This is a genomic window from Pseudomonas monachiensis (assembly GCF_047345015.1).
Taxonomy (GTDB): domain Bacteria; phylum Pseudomonadota; class Gammaproteobacteria; order Pseudomonadales; family Pseudomonadaceae; genus Aquipseudomonas; species Aquipseudomonas monachiensis.
In genome coordinates, this window is sequence record NZ_CP178857.1 from 1583622 (window position 1) to 1600821 (window position 17200).

Here is a 17200-nt window from a genome sequence, read left to right on the forward strand (position 1 = left end):
TGGCAGCAACCTGAAGGGAGACTAAAAATGGCAAGTCCAATTTTGCCGGGTACGGGCCTTGGCTCTGGCCTGGATATCGGTGCGATCGTTACTGCGCTGGTCAACGCCGACAAATCGGCGAAACAGACGCAGATCGATACTCAGACCAAAACCAACACGCTGAGGATTTCCGGTGTCGGTTCTCTGAAAAGCGCACTGACGGCCTTTCAGACGGCGCTGACCAATCTCGGCAGCAAGACCAATCCTGCGTTTGCGGGCTTTAGCGCAACTTCGGGTACCCCGTCGATTCTGGGGGTGACTTCCGACAATACCGCCGTTGCCGGCACTTACAGCGTTGTTGTGAATAATCTGGCCACCAGCTCGAAAGTAGCCAGTGCTTCTTTTGCCGGCGGTGCCGCCAGTGCCATTCCGAGTGGTACTCTGAAAATCAGTCAGAATGGCACTGATTACGATGTCACAATTCCGGCCAATGCGACCTTGCAGAGCACCCGGGATGCCATCAACTCTGCGCAGGCGAGCAATGGTATTTCTGCCAACATCGTGACCGACAGCACCGGTGCATCGCGACTGGTGATCAGCTCCAGCAAGACCGGTGCGGGTTCCGACCTTGTGGTCAGCGGTATCGCCGGCCTTGAAATCGACGGTACCCAACCGATGGGCAGCAACCCTTCGGCTTCAAGTTCAGGGGCTGTCAGCGGGGTTGCAGTGGATGCATCGCTGACTATCGACGGCTTGGCGGTGACCAGCAAGAGCAACACGGTTACCGGTGCAGTCAGTGGCCTGACCCTGAACCTGACGTCCGCCAGCACCGGTACGCCGCCAGCGGCTGCGACCGTCACTGTTGCGACCAACACCACCGGTTTGCAGACATCGATCCAGTCGTTCGTTGATTCCTACAACACCCTGATGAACACCATCAACACGCTGTCCAGGGCGACAGCGGATGCCGATGGCAACCTGACGGTTCAGGCGGCATTTACCGGTGACTCGATGCCGCGCCAACTGATTTCCGATATCCGCGGCGTACTGACGGCTCCCGGTGCGGGCGGCCCATTGGCCGTGTTGTCGCAGCTCGGCGTGATGACGGACGAGAAAACCGGCAATCTGGCGTTCAACACGACGACGTTCAACAAGGCAATGACCACTGGCGGCATGAGTGGCCAGGTGCAGCAGCTGTTCAATGGCACCAATGATACCAACGGCCTTTTGGCGCGCATGGGTACTGCTATCAAGCCTTATGTGTCCACGGGCGGGTTGCTGGATCAGCGCAATACCAACCTGCAGAGCCTCAGCAAGAACCTTTCGAACCAGCAGTTGGCGCTGGACTTGCGTGTCGAGAACATGACCAGGACGCTGACCGCCAAATACAACGCAATGGACCTTTTGGTCGGGCAAATGAAGGCAACGGCGACCAGCATCACCTCGTTCTTCACGTCCTTGAATGCACAGAAGTCCAACAGCTAGTCATGAGCTGACGACAAAAACCCGGCTCCGCATTTTCGCGTGTGCCGGGTTTTTGTCTTTTGATCTAAAGTTTTTTGATGCGCAGACGATACACTGGTCATACGAGTCATTGTGGTAATGAGGTAGAACATGAATCCAATGTTAGCCCTTCGGCAGTATCAGAAAGTGGGTGCGCACGCCCAGACGTCCGAAGCGAGTCCGCATCGATTGGTGCAAATGCTCATGGAAGGTGGCCTGGATCGCATCGCGCAGGCCAAAGGTGCCCTGGAGCGCAAGGATGTTCCCGGCAAGTGTGTATCGATCAGCAAGGCGATTGGCATCATCGGTGGCTTGCGTGAAGGCCTGGATCTTGAAAATTGCGCTGATACCGTGGGCGAACTCAACAGTCTCTACATCTACATGATGAAGCGCCTGGCCGAGGCCAACATCAGCAGTGATCCGAAGATTCTCGATGAGGTCGCGGGCTTGCTGCGCACGGTCAAAGAAGGCTGGGACGGTATTGCTGAGCCAGGTCCGCAGTTCTAAGGAGATCGCCATGAGTCTTGTATTGCAGCGAATAGAACAAACTCGTGAAGCGCTGGTCGGTGCCTTGGCCGAGCGCGACTGGGAGGCCATCGGTCAATTGGACCTCGATTGCCGTTCCTGCATGGAAGACGTCATGAGCGAAGCTTCGCTGGACGAAGAGGTTCTGCGTAGCAATCTTGAGGAGCTGCTGTATGTCTACAAGCAGTTGCTTGAGGTGGCGATGGGTGAGAGACAGGCGATAGTCGATGAAATGTCTCAGATCCAGCAAGCGCGGAACGCAGCAAAGGTTTACCATCTGTTCGGTTAATTAACCCCAAGTTAATCCAGACATGTGCGCCATAAATTTGACTGTGCACGGTTTTTTGACTTAACTAGTGGCTGTTCCAGATTTCAGTCGTCTTCAGGCATATTTGTGCCTGCAAGCGTTTAGCTTGCCCCAGCATTTTGGGCATCGAGTTGACTAGGGAAGTTGCTATTGCATGTGGCGTGAAACCAAAATTCTGCTGATTGATGACGATAGCGTCCGCCGCCGCGACCTGGCGGTGATTTTAAATTTTCTTGGCGAAGAAAATTTACCCTGCGGTAGCCATGACTGGCAGCAGGCTGTCGGCTCTTTGTCGTCAAGTCGTGAAGTGATCTGTGTCCTCATCGGGACGGTCAATGCTCCTGGTGCACTTCTGGGCTTGCTTAAGACACTGTCGACATGGGATGAGTTCCTTCCGGTTTTGTTAATGGGCGATAATTCTTCCATTGACCTGCCGGAAGACCAGCGTCGGCGGGTGCTTTCGACCCTTGAAATGCCGCCCAGCTACAGCAAGTTGCTCGATTCGCTGCACCGTGCCCAGGTCTATCGCGAGATGTACGACCAGGCCCGCGAGCGCGGTCGTCATCGCGAACCCAATCTTTTCCGCAGTCTTGTCGGCACCAGCCGGGCGATTCAACACGTGCGCCAGATGATGCAGCAAGTCGCCGACACCGATGCCAGCGTGCTGATCCTCGGTGAGTCCGGCACCGGCAAGGAAGTGGTTGCGCGCAACCTGCATTACCATTCCAAGCGCCGCGAAGCGCCGTTCGTACCGGTCAACTGCGGGGCGATCCCTGCCGAGTTGCTGGAAAGCGAATTGTTCGGCCACGAGAAGGGCGCCTTCACCGGGGCGATCACCAGCCGCGCCGGTCGATTCGAACTGGCCAACGGCGGCACCCTGTTCCTCGATGAAATCGGCGACATGCCGCTCCCGATGCAGGTCAAGTTGCTGCGCGTGTTGCAGGAGCGCACCTTCGAGCGCGTGGGCAGCAACAAGACCCAGAGCGTCGACGTGCGCATCATTGCCGCGACCCACAAGAATCTCGAAAGCATGATCGAGATCGGTACCTTCCGCGAAGACCTGTACTACCGCCTGAACGTGTTCCCGATCGAAATGGCGCCGCTGCGTGAGCGCGTCGAAGACATTCCGCTGCTGATGAATGAGCTGATTTCGCGCATGGAGCACGAGAAGCGCGGTTCGATCCGTTTCAACTCGGCGGCGATCATGTCGCTGTGCCGCCATGGCTGGCCGGGCAACGTCCGCGAACTGGCCAACCTGGTGGAGCGCATGGCGATCATGCATCCATACGGCGTGATCGGCGTAGTCGAGTTGCCGAAGAAATTCCGCTACGTCGACGATGAAGATGAGCAAATGGTCGACAGCCTGCGCAGCGATCTGGAGGAGCGCGTGGCCATCAACGGCCATACCCAGGACTTCACCGCCAATGCCATGCTGCCGCCGGAAGGCCTGGACCTGAAGGACTACCTCGGTGGCCTGGAGCAGGGGCTGATCCAGCAAGCGCTGGATGATGCCAACGGTATTGTGGCTCGCGCAGCCGAGCGCCTGCGCATTCGTCGTACCACGCTGGTGGAAAAGATGCGCAAGTACGGCATGAGCCGTCGTGATGGAGACGAGCAGGCGGATGATTGACGCCTGTTTTTCAACTCATTCATTTATAAGCAGTTTTTTTTAGGCACGGGTATTGCTACGTCCCTCGCAACGTTCCGTTTCACTGACGGTCAGCCAAGCGAGAGAGCACGATGCCCCAAGCCGCCCAGATGTCTCCTGTCCCTGATGCTTCGCGGCAACCGTCCTCCGCGGAGCAGGCGAGCCGGCTTGGCCTTGAGCAGGCATTCGCGCTGTTCAATCAGATGTCCAGTCAGTTGACCGATTCCTACAGCATGCTTGAAGCCCGGGTCACCGAGCTCAAGGGTGAATTGGCGGTGGTCAGCGCCCAGCGCATGCAGGAGCTCGCAGAAAAAGAACGCCTGGCCAACCGCCTGCAAAACCTCCTCGATCTGTTACCCGGCGGTGTCATCGTCATTGACGCCCAGGGCATCGTGCGCGAAGCCAATCCGGCGGCGTGCGAGTTGCTGGGGCTGCCGCTGGAGGGTGAATTGTGGCGCCACGTCATTGCCCGCTGTTTTGCGCCGCGCGAAGACGATGGTCATGAAGTCTCCCTCAAGGATGGTCGGCGCCTGTCGATCGCCACGCGCTCGCTGGACGCCGAGCCTGGCCAGTTGGTGTTGCTCAACGACCTGACCGAAACCCGCCATCTGCAGGATCAACTGGCCCGTCATGAGCGGCTGTCGTCGCTGGGGCGCATGGTCGCTTCGTTGGCTCATCAGATACGCACGCCGTTGTCCGCCGCGTTGCTGTATGCCAGTCACTTGACCGAGCAGGAGCTACCGGTCGCTACCCAGCAACGCTTTGCCGGGCGTCTCAAGGAGCGCCTGCACGAACTGGAGCACCAGGTGCGCGACATGCTGGTCTTCGCCCGGGGCGAGTTGCCGCTGACCGACCGGGTGACGCCGGGCCAATTGATGCAATCGTTGCAAGCGGCGGCGTTGACCCACGTACAGGATCTGCCGATCCGCTGGCAGTGCGACAGTCATTCGGGGGAGTTGCTGTGCAATCGCGATACCCTGGTCGGCGCGATCCTCAATCTGATCGAGAACGCCATTCAGGCCAGTGCCGGTCAATTGCGCCTCAAGATTCACCTCTACACCCGCGGCAACAACCTGCGTCTGTGCGTCAGTGACAGTGGCTCCGGTATCGATGCCGCGGTTCTGGCGCGATTGGGCGAGCCCTTTTTTACCACCAAGGCCACCGGCACGGGTCTTGGCCTGACCGTGGTCAAGGCAGTGGCGCGTGCTCATCAGGGACAATTGCAGTTGCGCTCGCGGCTCGGTCGCGGCACCTGCGCGCAGGTGATCCTGCCGTTGTTCAGCAGCGCTCAAGGAGCGGAGTGACACAGATGGGTATCAAGGTTCTGTTGGTCGAAGATGATCGCGCATTGCGCGAGGCGCTGGCCGATACGCTGTTGCTCGCGGGCCACGATTACAAGGCGGTGGGCTCGGCAGAGGAGGCGTTGCTTGCCGTCGGTGGCGAAGCCTTCAGCCTGGTGATCAGCGACGTCAACATGCCGGGCATGGACGGCCACCAGTTGCTGGGCCTGCTGCGAGCGCGGCAGCCGCAGTTGCCGGTGTTGCTGATGACGGCTCACGGTGCGGTCGAGCGTGCGGTCGACGCGATGCGCCAAGGGGCGGCGGACTATCTGGTCAAGCCATTCGAGCCCAAGGCGTTGCTCGATCTGGTGGGGCGTCATGCCCTGGGCAGTCTCGGCCTGGTCGAGGGTGAAGGGCCGATAGCATTCGAGCCGGCGAGCGCTCAGTTGCTCGAATTGGCAGCGCGGGTCGCACGCAGCGATTCCACGGTGTTGATCTCGGGTGAGTCGGGCACGGGCAAGGAAGTGCTGGCGCGCTACATCCATCAGCATTCTCATCGCGCCCGTCAGCCGTTCATTGCGATCAACTGCGCAGCGATCCCGGACAGCATGCTCGAAGCGACCTTGTTCGGGCACGAGAAGGGTTCCTTCACCGGCGCCATTACCGCGCAAGCCGGCAAGTTCGAGCAGGCCGACGGCGGCACCATTCTGCTCGACGAAATTTCCGAAATGCCCCTGGGGCTCCAGGCCAAGCTGCTGCGCGTGCTGCAAGAGCGCGAGGTCGAAAGGGTGGGGGCGCGCAAGCCGATCACCCTGGACATTCGTGTGGTCGCCACCACCAATCGCGACCTGGCGGGTGAAGTGGCAGCAGGGCGTTTTCGCGAAGATCTTTACTATCGCCTGTCGGTGTTTCCCCTGGCCTGGCGCCCATTGCGCGAGCGCACCGCCGACATCCTGCCGCTGGCCGAGCGTCTGCTGGCCCGGCACATCAATAAAATGAAGCATTCGGCTGCCAGGTTGTCCCCCGAAGCCCAGGCGTGCCTGATCGGTTATCCGTGGCCGGGTAACGTGCGTGAGCTGGACAACGCGATTCAGCGTGCGCTGATCTTGCAGCAGGGCGGCTTGATCCAGCCGCTGGATTTCTGCCTGGCCGGGCCGGTGGCTTGTGCGCCACTGCCTGCGTTGGCGCAGGCGCCGGTGTGTTCTGTGGAAGTCGGATCAGAGTCGGCCGGTGCGCTGGGCGATGACCTGCGTCGCCGTGAATTCCAGATGATCATCGATACCCTGCGCGCCGAGCGCGGTCGTCGCAAAGAGGCGGCCGAGCGCCTGGGTATCAGCCCGCGAACCCTGCGCTACAAGCTGGCGCAGATGCGCGATGCCGGCATGGATGTGGAAGCCTTTTTGTACGCGACCTGAATGTGGGTTTGGTAGTCAGGAGGGCTTTTGTTCAGAGTGGCCATGGAGCTGGCACCCTTGTTGCTAACACCTCACTACCCGCCGAGTGAGTGTCAAAAAATTGCGGGTCGTCAAAGAGAGAAACCATGAGCCAAGGTATTGAATTCAATCGGTTGATGCTGGATATGCGCGCCATGCAAATGGATGCCATGTCTGCGCCGAAATCGACTGCCGTCCCTGAAATGACGGGCAGCAGCTTTTCCGACATGTTCGGTCAGGCTATCAATAAAGTGAACGACACCCAGCAGGCTTCCACGCAGTTGGCCAGTGCGTTCGAAATCGGCAAAAGCGGCGTCGATCTCACGGACGTAATGATTTCCTCGCAGAAGGCCAGTGTGTCGTTCCAGGCGTTGACCCAGGTGCGCAACAAAGTGGTCCAGGCCTACCAAGACATCATGCAGATGCCGGTTTAAAGGACGAGATTGAGTCATGGCAGAAGCAGTCGCCGATAACGTTCCGGCCAAGGCCGCTCCAATAGACGGCAAACCGCCGCTGTTCGGGTTGTCCTTCCTGGAAAACCTCTCCGAGATGACCATGTTGCGTCAGGTGGGCCTGTTGGTCGGCCTGGCGGCAAGCGTGGCGATTGGTTTTGCCGTGGTGTTGTGGTCCCAGCAACCGGACTATCGGCCTCTGTACGGCAGCCTTGCCGGCATGGATGCCAAGCAGGTCATGGATACCCTGGCCTCCGCCGATATCCCGTACACCGTCGAACCCAATTCCGGAGCCTTGCTGGTCAAGGCCGATGACCTGTCCCGTGCGCGGCTCAAGCTCGCGGCCGCTGGTGTCACTCCCAGCGATGGCAACATCGGTTTTGAAATCCTCGACAAGGAACAGGGACTGGGCACCAGCCAGTTCATGGAAGCGACCCGCTACCGTCGCGGCCTCGAAGGCGAACTGGCCCGCACCATCTCCAGCCTGAACAACGTCAAGGGTGCCCGCGTGCACCTGGCGATCCCGAAAAGTTCGGTGTTCGTGCGCGACGAGCGCAAGCCGAGCGCATCGGTTCTGGTTGAACTCTATTCCGGTCGCTCCCTGGAACCCGGCCAGGTCGTAGCCATCATCAACCTGGTGGCAACCAGTGTTCCCGAACTCGGCAAGTCGCAGATCACCGTGGTCGACCAGAAGGGCAACCTGCTTTCCGATCAGGCGGAAAACTCCGAGCTGACCATGGCCGGCAAGCAGTTCGACTACAGCCGTCGCATGGAAAGCATGCTCACCCAGCGCGTGCACAACATCCTGCAGCCGGTGCTGGGCAACGACCGTTACAAGGCCGAAGTCTCGGCTGACGTGGATTTCAGTGCGGTCGAATCGACTTCCGAGCAATTCAACCCGGATCAACCGGCATTGCGCAGCGAACAGTCGGTCAACGAACAGCGTACCGCCAGCAATGGCCCGCAAGGCGTGCCGGGTGCCCTGAGTAACCAGCCGCCAGCGCCGGCCTCCGCGCCGCAGATCACCGGCGGCACTCCGGGGGCAGCAGGCATGGTGCAACCGGGCCAGCCACTGGTTGATGCCAACGGCCAGCAAATCATGGACCCGGCCACCGGTCAGCCGATGCTCGCGCCGTACCCGGCGGACAAGCGTCAACAATCGACCAGGAACTTCGAACTCGATCGCTCCATCAGCCACACCAAGCAGCAGCAGGGCCGGTTGAATCGCCTGTCGGTGTCGGTAGTCGTTGATGATCAGGTCAAGATCAACCCGGCCAACGGCGAAACCACCCGTGCGCCGTGGACCGCCGATGAATTGGCGCGCTTCACTCGCCTGGTGCAGGACGCGGTCGGCTTCGATGCCAGCCGTGGCGACAGTGTCAGCGTGATCAACATGCCGTTCTCCGCCGAGCGCGGTGAGGTGATTGCCGAAATTCCGTTCTACTCCCAGCCGTGGTTCTGGGACATCGTCAAGCAAGTGCTGGGCGTGCTGTTCATTCTGGTGCTGGTGTTCGGTGTGCTGCGTCCGGTGCTCAACAACATCACCGGTGGCGGCAAGGGCAAGCAGCTTGTTGGTTTGGGTAGCGACGTCGAGTTGGGCGGCATGGGCGGCCTGGACGGCGAACTGGCCAACGACCGTGTCAGCCTCGGTGGCCCGACCAGCATCCTGCTGCCGAGTCCGAGCGAAGGCTATGACGCTCAGTTGAACGCAATCAAGAGTCTGGTGGCAGAAGATCCGGGTCGTGTGGCCCAGGTCGTGAAAGAGTGGATTAACGCAGATGAGTGATAACCGAGCCGTTGCCGCCAAACTGTCCAAGGTCGACAAAGCCGCAATCCTGTTGCTGTCCCTGGGCTCCACCGACGCCGCCCAGGTGCTGCGTCACATGGGCCCCAAAGAAGTCCAGCGCGTGGGCGTGGCGATGGCCCAGATGGGGAATGTGCACCGCGAGCAGGTCGAACAGGTGATGAGCGAGTTCGTCGATATCGTCGGCGACCAGACCAGCCTGGGCGTCGGCTCCGACGACTATGTGCGCAAGATGCTCACCCAGGCCCTGGGCGAAGACAAGGCCAACGGCCTGATCGACCGCATCCTGCTCGGTGGCAACACCAGCGGCCTCGACAGCCTGAAATGGATGGAGCCGCGCGCCGTCGCCGACGTGATCCGTTATGAGCACCCGCAGATTCAGGCGATCGTGGTGGCGTATCTCGATCCGGACCAGGCCGGTGAAGTGCTGGGCAACTTCGACCACAAGGTGCGGCTGGACATCATTTTGCGGGTGTCCTCGCTGAACACCGTACAGCCAGCGGCCCTGAAAGAGCTCAACCAGATTCTCGAGAAGCAGTTCTCCGGCAACTCGAATGCCTCGCGCACCACCCTGGGTGGCATCAAGCGCGCGGCGGACATCATGAACTTCCTCGACAGCTCGATCGAAGGCCAGCTCATGGACTCGATCCGCGAAGTCGACGAAGACCTGTCCGGCCAGATCGAAGACCTCATGTTCGTATTCAACAACCTGGCCGACGTCGACGACCGAGGTATCCAGGCACTGTTGCGCGAAGTGTCCTCCGACGTGCTGGTACTGGCCCTCAAAGGGTCGGACGAAGGCGTCAAGGAAAAGATCTTCAAGAACATGTCCAAGCGTGCGGCCGAACTGTTGCGCGACGACCTGGAAGCCAAGGGCCCGGTGCGCGTCAGCGACGTGGAAACCGCGCAGAAGGAAATCCTCACCATTGCCCGCCGTATGGCCGAAGCCGGGGAAATCGTTCTCGGCGGCAAAGGCGGCGAGGAAATGATCTAACACCATGGTCAAGAATGATGATGCACCCACTGACCTGATCCGGGCCAGGGATGTCAGTGGCTTCGAGTCCTGGGCGCTGCCCAGTTTCGACCCGCCGGAACCCGAGCCAGAACCTGCGCCTGAACCCGAACCGCCGGAAATGGAAGAGGTGCCGCTGGAGGAGGTCCAGCCACTGACCCTGGAAGAACTCGAAAGCATTCGCCAGGAGGCCTACAACGAAGGCTTCGCGGTGGGTGAGAAGGAGGGCTTCCACAGCACCACGCTCAAGGTTCGCCAGGAAGCCGAACAGGCGCTGGCACCGAAGCTTGCCGGGCTGGAACAGTTGATGGCGCACTTGTTCGAGCCCATCGCCGGGCAGGACACCCAGATTGAAAAGTCCCTGGTCGAGCTCGTGCAGCACATCACCAGGCAAGTGATCCAGCGCGAACTGGCCATCGACTCGACGCAGATCGAACACGTCATGCGCGAAGCACTCAAGCTCTTGCCGTTGGGCGTGGGCAATGTGCGGCTGTACATCAATCCCCAGGACTTCGCACAGGTCAAAGCCCTGCGCGAGCGTCATGAGGAAACCTGGCGCATCGTCGAGGACGAATCGCTGTTGCCCGGCGGTTGCCGGGTCGAGACCGAACACAGCCGCATCGACGCCACGGTCGAAACCCGTGTCGTGCAGGTGATGGACAAACTGTTCGATCAATTGCACGAGCAGGCCTTGCACCCGGCCGCGCCGGACCTGAGCCTGGAACTGCCGATCGACAGCAAGCCTGCGGCCGCGCCAGAAGCGGATGCACCTGATGCGCCTTGAACGCACCAGCTTCGCCAAGCGCCTGGGCAGTTACGCCGAGGCGACTGAATTGGCCGGCGCGCCGATCCTTGAGGGCCGCTTGTTGCGCATGGTCGGCCTGACCCTCGAAGCCGAAGGTCTGCGCGCCGCCATGGGTAGCCGCTGCATGGTGATCAACGACGACAGCTATCACCCGGTGCAGGTCGAAGCCGAAGTCATGGGCTTCTCCGGCAGCAAAATCTTTCTGATGCCGGTCGGCAGCGTTGCCGGTATTGCACCCGGCGCCCGCGTTGTTCCCCTGTCCGATACCGGTCGCCTGCCCATGGGCATGAGCATGCTCGGGCGGGTGCTCGATGGCGCCGGTCGGGCGCTGGACGGCAAGGGCGGGATGAAGGCCGAGGACTGGGTGCCGATGGATGGCCCGACCATCAACCCGCTCAAGCGCGAACCGATCAGCGAGCCGCTGGACGTGGGCATCCGATGCATCAACGGCATGTTGACGGTGGGGCGCGGCCAGCGTCTCGGGCTGTTCGCCGGTACCGGTGTTGGTAAATCCGTGCTGTTGGGCATGATGACCCGCTTCACCGAGGCCGACATCATCGTCGTCGGGCTGATCGGTGAGCGGGGGCGTGAAGTTAAAGAGTTCATCGAGCACATCCTCGGTGAAGAAGGGCTCAAGCGTTCAGTGGTGGTAGCGTCTCCGGCGGACGATGCGCCGCTGATGCGTCTGCGCGCGGCCATGTACTGCACGCGCATCGCCGAATATTTCCGCGACAAGGGCAAGAACGTCCTGTTGCTCATGGATTCGCTGACCCGTTTCGCCCAGGCCCAGCGGGAAATCGCCCTGGCCATCGGTGAGCCGCCAGCGACCAAGGGCTATCCGCCGTCGGTATTCGCCAAGCTGCCGAAACTGGTGGAACGGGCCGGCAACGCGGAGAAAGGTGGTGGTTCGATCACTGCGTTCTACACCGTGCTGTCCGAAGGCGATGACCAGCAGGACCCGATTGCCGACTCGGCGCGGGGCGTGCTCGACGGGCACATCGTGCTGTCGCGGCGCCTGGCCGAGGAAGGGCATTACCCGGCCATCGATATCGAGGCCTCCATCAGCCGGGTCATGCCGGCGGTGGTGTCGCCGGAGCACATGATGCGCGCGCAGTACTTCAAGCAATTGTGGTCGCGCTATCAGCAGAGTCGCGACCTGATCAGCGTTGGCGCCTACGTCGCCGGTGGTGATCGCGAGACCGACCTGGCGATTTCCCTGCAACCGCAACTGGTCAAATACCTGCGCCAGGGCCTCAACGACAGCATCAGCCTGGGCGAAAGCGAAGCGTATCTGGCCTCGATCTTCGCGCCCGCGGCAGGTGGTTAAGCGGTCATGGCCCTGAGTCGGGCGGGACGGCTGGCGCCGGTGGTGGAAATGGCCGAAAAGACCGAGAAAACCGCGGTCCAGCGCCTGGGGCACTTTCAAGGGCAGGTTCGCCTGGCACAAAGCAAGCTCGCCGACCTCGAAGCCTTCCGTCTCGACTATCAGGAACAATGGATCGTGCGCGGCAGCGGCGGCGTCTCGGGCCAATGGTTACTGGGTTATCAGGGCTTTCTCGCGCAACTGGGCACGGCCATCGACCAGCAGCGGCAAAGCCTGGCCTGGCATCAGAACAACCTGAACAAGGCGCGGGAGACCTGGCAGCAGGCGTTTGCCCGGGTCGAAGGCTTGCGCAAGCTGGTTCAGCGCTATGCCGACGAGGCGCGGGCGCTTGAAGACCGGCGCGAACAGAAACTGCTGGATGAATTGTCCCAGCGCCTGCCGCGTGATAACCCCTATTGAACGTGCTTTCAAAAAACAGGCTGGCTTGCCCCCATCCTCTTCAGATGCTAAACCTTCTAAACGTTTGCCAATGACAAGGAAGCCATTAAATGTCGGTGATTACAGAAGTGTCCGAGGATGGACAAAGGCTGACGATCTCGATCAGGGGACGATTCGATTTCGCCAAGCATCAGGAATTTCGTCAGTCCTACGAAGATAAACAGCTATCGGCGGTCGTGGTCGACCTGAAGGATGCCACCTACCTCGACAGCTCGGCCCTGGGCATGCTGCTTTTGCTGCGCGATCACGCCGGTGGCGACGACTCCGATGTGCGCGTCGTCAACAGCAGTACCGACGTGCGCAAAATCCTCGCCATCTCCAACTTCGACAAACTGTTCGACATCAGTTGATTGCCATGCAGCCACTGGAACCGCTGACAATCCTGATTGCCGAGGACAGCGCCGCCGATCGCCTGCTGCTGTCGAGCATCCTGCGCCGCCAGGGGCACGACGTGCTGACGGCGGCCAACGGCGCCGAAGCGGTCGAGGTGTTTGGCCAACAACAACCGCACATGGTGTTGATGGATGCAATGATGCCGGTCCTGGACGGCTTCGAGGCGGCCCGGCAGATCAAGGCCCTGGCCGGGGAAACCCTGGTGCCGATCATCTTCCTCACGTCGTTGTCCGAAAGCGAAGCCCTGGCCCGTTGCCTGGAAGTCGGCGGTGACGACTTTCTGGCCAAGCCCTACAACCAGGTGATTCTCGCTGCCAAGATCAAGGCGATGGATCGCTTGCGGCGCTTGCAGGACACCGTGCTGCAACAGCGTGACCAGATCGCCCGGCACCACGACTACCTGCTCAACGAACAGCGCGTGGCCAAGGCCGTTTTCGACAAGGTGGCGCACTCCGGCTGCCTGAATGCAGCGCCGAATATCCGTTATCTGCAATCGCCCTATGCGCTGTTCAACGGCGACCTGTTGCTGGCCGCGTTCACCCCGGCCGGAGACATGCACGTGCTGCTGGGCGACTTCACCGGCCACGGTCTGCCGGCGGCGGTGGGCGCCATGCCCCTGGCCGAAGTTTTCTACGGGATGACCGCCAAGGGCTACGGCCTGGCGGAAACCCTGCGCGAGATGAATGCCAAGCTCAAGCGCATCCTGCCGGTGGACATGTTCTGCTGTGCCACCTTGCTGTGCCTGAGTTTTCAGCGCCGTTCGGTGGAAGTCTGGAACGGCGGCATGCCCGACGGTTACCTGCATCGCGTTGCCAGTGGCGAGCGAACGCCTCTGCCGGCGCGGCACCTGCCTTTGGGGGTGCTGAGCCCGGACTCCTTCGACGAGCGAACCGACGTGTATCCCATGGCCATCGGGGACCGGGTATTTCTCCTGTCCGATGGCGTGATCGATACCTGCGACGCCAATGATCAGTTGTTTGGCGTGCAGCGATTGCAGTGGGTGTTTGCCGCCAATCGCCAGCCGGATGCACTGTTCGAAGAGATCGAGCAGGCGCTGCGTCATTTCGGCGGAGAAGCACGCGATGATGTCAGCATGGTAGAAATCAGCCTGCTGGAGAAGGCGCAGATCACGCCGCCGGCGTTGGTCTACTCCGACAGCGGCCAGTCCTGCCCGCTGGACTGGTCGGTGAGTTTCGAGTTTCGCGCCGCCACGCTCAAGCGTTTCAATCCGTTGCCCTATCTGTTGCAACTGTTGCTTGAGGTGCATGGTCTTCGGGCTCAGAGCGGTGCGCTCTACAGTGTGCTGGCGGAGCTCTATTCCAATGCGCTGGAGCATGGCGTGCTGGGGCTGGATTCGAGCCTCAAGCGCGATGCCTCGGGATTTGCGCGGTATTATCAAGAGCGTAATACCCGGCTGGACGAACTGCAGGATGGCTATGTACGGTTACATTTGCAGGTGACGCCAACGGACGACGGCGGTTGCCTGGCCATTCACATCGAAGACAGCGGCAAGGGTTTCGATGTCGAGCGGGTGATGGCAAGACCTTTGGAAGACGTCCGCCTGTCGGGGCGAGGGGTCAGTCTGATCCGCCAGTTGGGGCGTAATGCCCGCTGGAGCGACAATGGTCGAAGTGCACGCGTGGAGTTTATCTGGGAGGCTCTGGCATAATCCGCGCATTCTTGATCAAGGAGTGAGCAAGTGGACGACACACATGTGGATCGCGACGTGCTGAGTGCATTGCAGGAAGTGATGGAAGGGGGCTATCCGGATCTGCTGGATATCTTTCTTGCGGACTCCGAAGAGCGCCTGAAAGTCTTGAGAACAGCTGACAGTGCCGCACGGCTCGTAGAAACCGCCCATAGCTTCAAGGGCAGCAGCAGCAATATGGGCGCCTTCCGGCTGACAGAGCTCTGCCATCAACTTGAACAGCGGGCTAAAGATTTGCCATGGGCCGCCGTTCAGGAGCTGGTCGGCGAAATCGATCGCGAGTTCGCCGGTATCCGACCTCTGTACGAAGCTGAACGACAGCGTTGCCCGGCGAAAATCTGAGCATCCGCTGCATTGGGTCTTCTTCAAGTGAAACTGGCTCGACCTTTGCAGTCAACTCATCCAACTGTACTTACGAGCCCCGTGCAGCGGAGACCGTTTCATGCCCGTTACCCCCGATATTCTGCTTCCGGCCTCCAGGCAAGCCAAGACTCAGGCTGGCTCCGCCAATCCTGCGGCGCTGACCGCTGAGCCCGGGGGCAAGGCCGCAAGCTTCGCTCATGTCTATGCCAGCCAGGCCCAGGGCAAGCCCAATGCATTGGCGGATGCTCCGGTCAAGCCGGGTCGCGACACAACCTGCGATGTTGCCGGAAAAAAAGACGCCAATGACGACAAGTCTGCCGTCGAGGAACCGGTGGTTGCCGGTGGCGGCAAATCCTTGCCTGCCGACCATTCGGCGCAGACTGAAGACAAGACCGCCGGCGATGATGCGTCAGATGCCGCCCCGGCTCCTGTCGTCGATGCCGCACCGCTCGATCCGGCGCTTGATCCATCATTGCAATCCGTCGTACAGGCACCGGTGGCCTTCGCCGTGGTCGACGCTGTGCAACCTGTCGTTGACGCGCCGGTAGCCGCCACTGCTACGGCTACGGCGGCTCCAGTGCTGGCCACTGCCGACGGTGATTTCGATCCCTCGACCGATCCCCTAGACGCCTTGCCGGCGGTGCGCCTGGCGATGGAGCAGGGTGGTCACGTATCGGCCTCCAGCCAGGCGCAGCCCAAGGCTGCACCGACACAGGCGCAAGCCCAGGCTGACGTTGAGCAGACGTCGGCGCAAAACTTTGCCGCCGGCATGGCGACCATGCTGGATGTTCAGGGCGACAAGAGCAGCACCGGCCAGGGTGACGACAAGGCTTTCAGCGGCTTGATCGACGACGGCCTGAAGGACCTCAAGTCCGCCAGCAGCGACACCCGTGTCGATGATTTCGCCAACCGTCTGGCAGCGCTGACCCAGGCCGCCACACCGAAGACTGCCAATGCCTTGCCGGTGAACCAGCCGATTGCCATGCACCAGAGCGGCTGGACCGAAGAGGTGGTGAATCGGGTCATGTACCTGTCCAGCGCCAATCTCAAAGCGGCGGACATCCAGTTGCAGCCCGCTGAACTCGGACGCCTGGACATTCGGGTGAGCATGGTTCCCGATCAACAGACCCAGGTCACCTTCATGAGTGCGCATCCGGGAGTGCGTGAGGCGCTGGATGGCCAGGTCCATCGCTTGCGCGACATGTTCGCGCAGCAGGGAATGGGCCAGGTCGATGTCAACGTTTCGGACCAGTCCCGTGGTTCGCAGCAAGGGCAGGAACAGGCCGGGCAAAGCCAGAGCGGACGAACCAGTGCCAGCGGCGGTCGCCTCGACTCGATGGATGACGACATCACCCCGAGCGTCGCTGAAGTAGCGGCCAATACCAGCAGCGTGATCGGCTCCAGCGCGGTCGATTACTACGCCTGATCAGGCCATACACCAAACCCTGTGGGAGCGGGCTTGCTCGCGAATGCGGTCAGTCATTCAAAATCTCTGTCGACTGACACTGCCCCTTCGCGAGCAAGCCCGCTCCCACAGTGGTTTTGCGCCGTCTTCAAATTGTGCCAAGCCCACCCATCCCCGCTCCCAGCCGTTCTGGCATAACACTTGCTCCTGCCTTGCCGTGCGACTGTGAAAACCCGAATAGTGACGGATTATTGGCATGGCGAAGAGCGACGCAGCAGTAGTAAAAGACCCCGCAACCAAAGGCAAACTCAAGCTGATCATCGTGATCGTGGCGGCCCTGCTGCTGGCGATCGGTTTGTCCGTGGGGGCGACCTGGTACTTCATGCACGGCGCCCAGAGCAAGCCTGCCGCCGCAGTGGAGCAGGCTCCCGCCGGCAAGCAGCCAGCGATTTTCGAATCGATGGCGCCGGCTTTCGTGGCCAACTTCAACCAGAACGGTCGCCAGCGCTACATGCAAGTGAGCATCACCATGCTCGGTCGTAACCAGGCGGATCTGGATGCGCTCAAGGTCCACATGCCGGTGATCCGCAATAACCTGGTGATGCTGTTCTCCGGGCAGGACTTCGCGACCCTCGCCTCGCCGGTCGGCCAGGAAATGCTGCGACAGAAAGCCACCGCCAGTGTCCAGGAAGTGGCGCAGAAAGAGCTCGGCAAAGTGGTGATCGAACAGTTGCTTTTCACTAATTTCGTACTGCAGTAGG

17 protein-coding genes are annotated in these 17200 nt (G+C 60.8%); all 17 read left to right on the forward strand.

Annotated features, from left to right (window positions below; genetic code table 11):
* Window positions 1–27: 27 nt before the first annotated feature.
* The 17 genes from fliD (at window position 28) to fliL (ending at window position 17199) form a co-directional block, all read left to right on the forward strand.
* On the forward strand, window positions 28–1464 hold the full coding sequence (gene fliD / locus ACMDB8_RS07035; RefSeq protein ID WP_056721561.1) for a flagellar filament capping protein FliD: 1437 nt from the start codon (window positions 28–30) through the stop codon (window positions 1462–1464).
* A 129-nt stretch (window positions 1465–1593) separates the two neighbouring features.
* Window positions 1594–1989: a flagellar export chaperone FliS gene (gene fliS, locus ACMDB8_RS07040; RefSeq protein ID WP_102699437.1), complete on the forward strand. Its 396-nt coding sequence runs from the start codon at window positions 1594–1596 to the stop codon at window positions 1987–1989.
* A gap of 10 nt (window positions 1990–1999) precedes the next feature.
* Window positions 2000–2296, forward strand: coding sequence for a hypothetical protein (locus tag ACMDB8_RS07045; protein ID WP_056721566.1), 297 nt, complete (start codon window positions 2000–2002; stop codon window positions 2294–2296).
* A gap of 172 nt (window positions 2297–2468) precedes the next feature.
* Window positions 2469–3944: a sigma-54 dependent transcriptional regulator gene (locus tag ACMDB8_RS07050; RefSeq protein ID WP_046037712.1), complete on the forward strand. Its 1476-nt coding sequence runs from the start codon at window positions 2469–2471 to the stop codon at window positions 3942–3944.
* A 110-nt stretch (window positions 3945–4054) separates the two neighbouring features.
* Window positions 4055–5266 (forward strand): sensor histidine kinase, encoded by a 1212-nt coding sequence (locus ACMDB8_RS07055; RefSeq protein ID WP_056721567.1) that lies wholly within the window; start codon window positions 4055–4057, stop codon window positions 5264–5266.
* 5 nt (window positions 5267–5271) lie between these two features.
* Window positions 5272–6657, forward strand: coding sequence for a sigma-54-dependent transcriptional regulator (locus tag ACMDB8_RS07060; RefSeq protein ID WP_056721569.1), 1386 nt, complete (start codon window positions 5272–5274; stop codon window positions 6655–6657).
* A 125-nt stretch (window positions 6658–6782) separates the two neighbouring features.
* Window positions 6783–7109 carry a flagellar hook-basal body complex protein FliE gene (gene fliE, locus ACMDB8_RS07065; RefSeq protein WP_008052868.1) on the forward strand — a complete coding sequence of 109 codons (327 nt, stop codon included), beginning with the start codon at window positions 6783–6785 and terminating at the stop codon, window positions 7107–7109.
* A 16-nt stretch (window positions 7110–7125) separates the two neighbouring features.
* Entirely contained in the window at window positions 7126–8913 is a 1788-nt protein-coding gene (fliF, locus tag ACMDB8_RS07070) for a flagellar basal-body MS-ring/collar protein FliF (protein ID WP_409078497.1), read from the forward strand.
* Window positions 8906–9925: a flagellar motor switch protein FliG gene (gene fliG, locus ACMDB8_RS07075; RefSeq protein ID WP_007983391.1), complete on the forward strand. Its 1020-nt coding sequence runs from the start codon at window positions 8906–8908 to the stop codon at window positions 9923–9925. The genes fliF and fliG overlap by 8 nt, the downstream gene beginning before the upstream one ends.
* Window positions 9926–9929: 4 nt before the next feature.
* Window positions 9930–10727: a flagellar assembly protein FliH gene (gene fliH / locus ACMDB8_RS07080; RefSeq protein WP_056721572.1), complete on the forward strand. Its 798-nt coding sequence runs from the start codon at window positions 9930–9932 to the stop codon at window positions 10725–10727.
* A complete protein-coding gene (gene fliI, locus ACMDB8_RS07085) occupies window positions 10717–12075 on the forward strand; it encodes a flagellar protein export ATPase FliI (protein WP_056721574.1) in 1359 nt (452 codons plus the stop codon). Before fliH ends, fliI begins: the two co-directional genes overlap by 11 nt.
* 6 nt (window positions 12076–12081) lie before the next feature.
* A complete protein-coding gene (gene fliJ, locus ACMDB8_RS07090) occupies window positions 12082–12531 on the forward strand; it encodes a flagellar export protein FliJ (RefSeq protein ID WP_056721577.1) in 450 nt (149 codons plus the stop codon).
* A gap of 89 nt (window positions 12532–12620) precedes the next feature.
* Entirely contained in the window at window positions 12621–12920 is a 300-nt protein-coding gene (locus ACMDB8_RS07095) for an STAS domain-containing protein (RefSeq protein ID WP_056721579.1), read from the forward strand.
* A 5-nt stretch (window positions 12921–12925) separates the two neighbouring features.
* The gene (locus tag ACMDB8_RS07100; protein WP_056721581.1) at window positions 12926–14632 is read left to right on the forward strand and encodes an ATP-binding SpoIIE family protein phosphatase; all 1707 of its coding nucleotides are present in this window, start codon (window positions 12926–12928) and stop codon (window positions 14630–14632) included.
* A 30-nt stretch (window positions 14633–14662) separates the two neighbouring features.
* Window positions 14663–15013 carry an Hpt domain-containing protein gene (locus ACMDB8_RS07105; protein ID WP_056721582.1) on the forward strand — a complete coding sequence of 117 codons (351 nt, stop codon included), beginning with the start codon at window positions 14663–14665 and terminating at the stop codon, window positions 15011–15013.
* A 100-nt stretch (window positions 15014–15113) separates the two neighbouring features.
* On the forward strand, window positions 15114–16460 hold the full coding sequence (locus ACMDB8_RS07110; protein ID WP_223541111.1) for a flagellar hook-length control protein FliK: 1347 nt from the start codon (window positions 15114–15116) through the stop codon (window positions 16458–16460).
* A gap of 235 nt (window positions 16461–16695) precedes the next feature.
* Window positions 16696–17199, forward strand: coding sequence for a flagellar basal body-associated protein FliL (gene fliL / locus ACMDB8_RS07115; RefSeq protein ID WP_056721587.1), 504 nt, complete (start codon window positions 16696–16698; stop codon window positions 17197–17199).
* The last annotated feature ends 1 nt before the right edge of the window (window position 17200 follow it).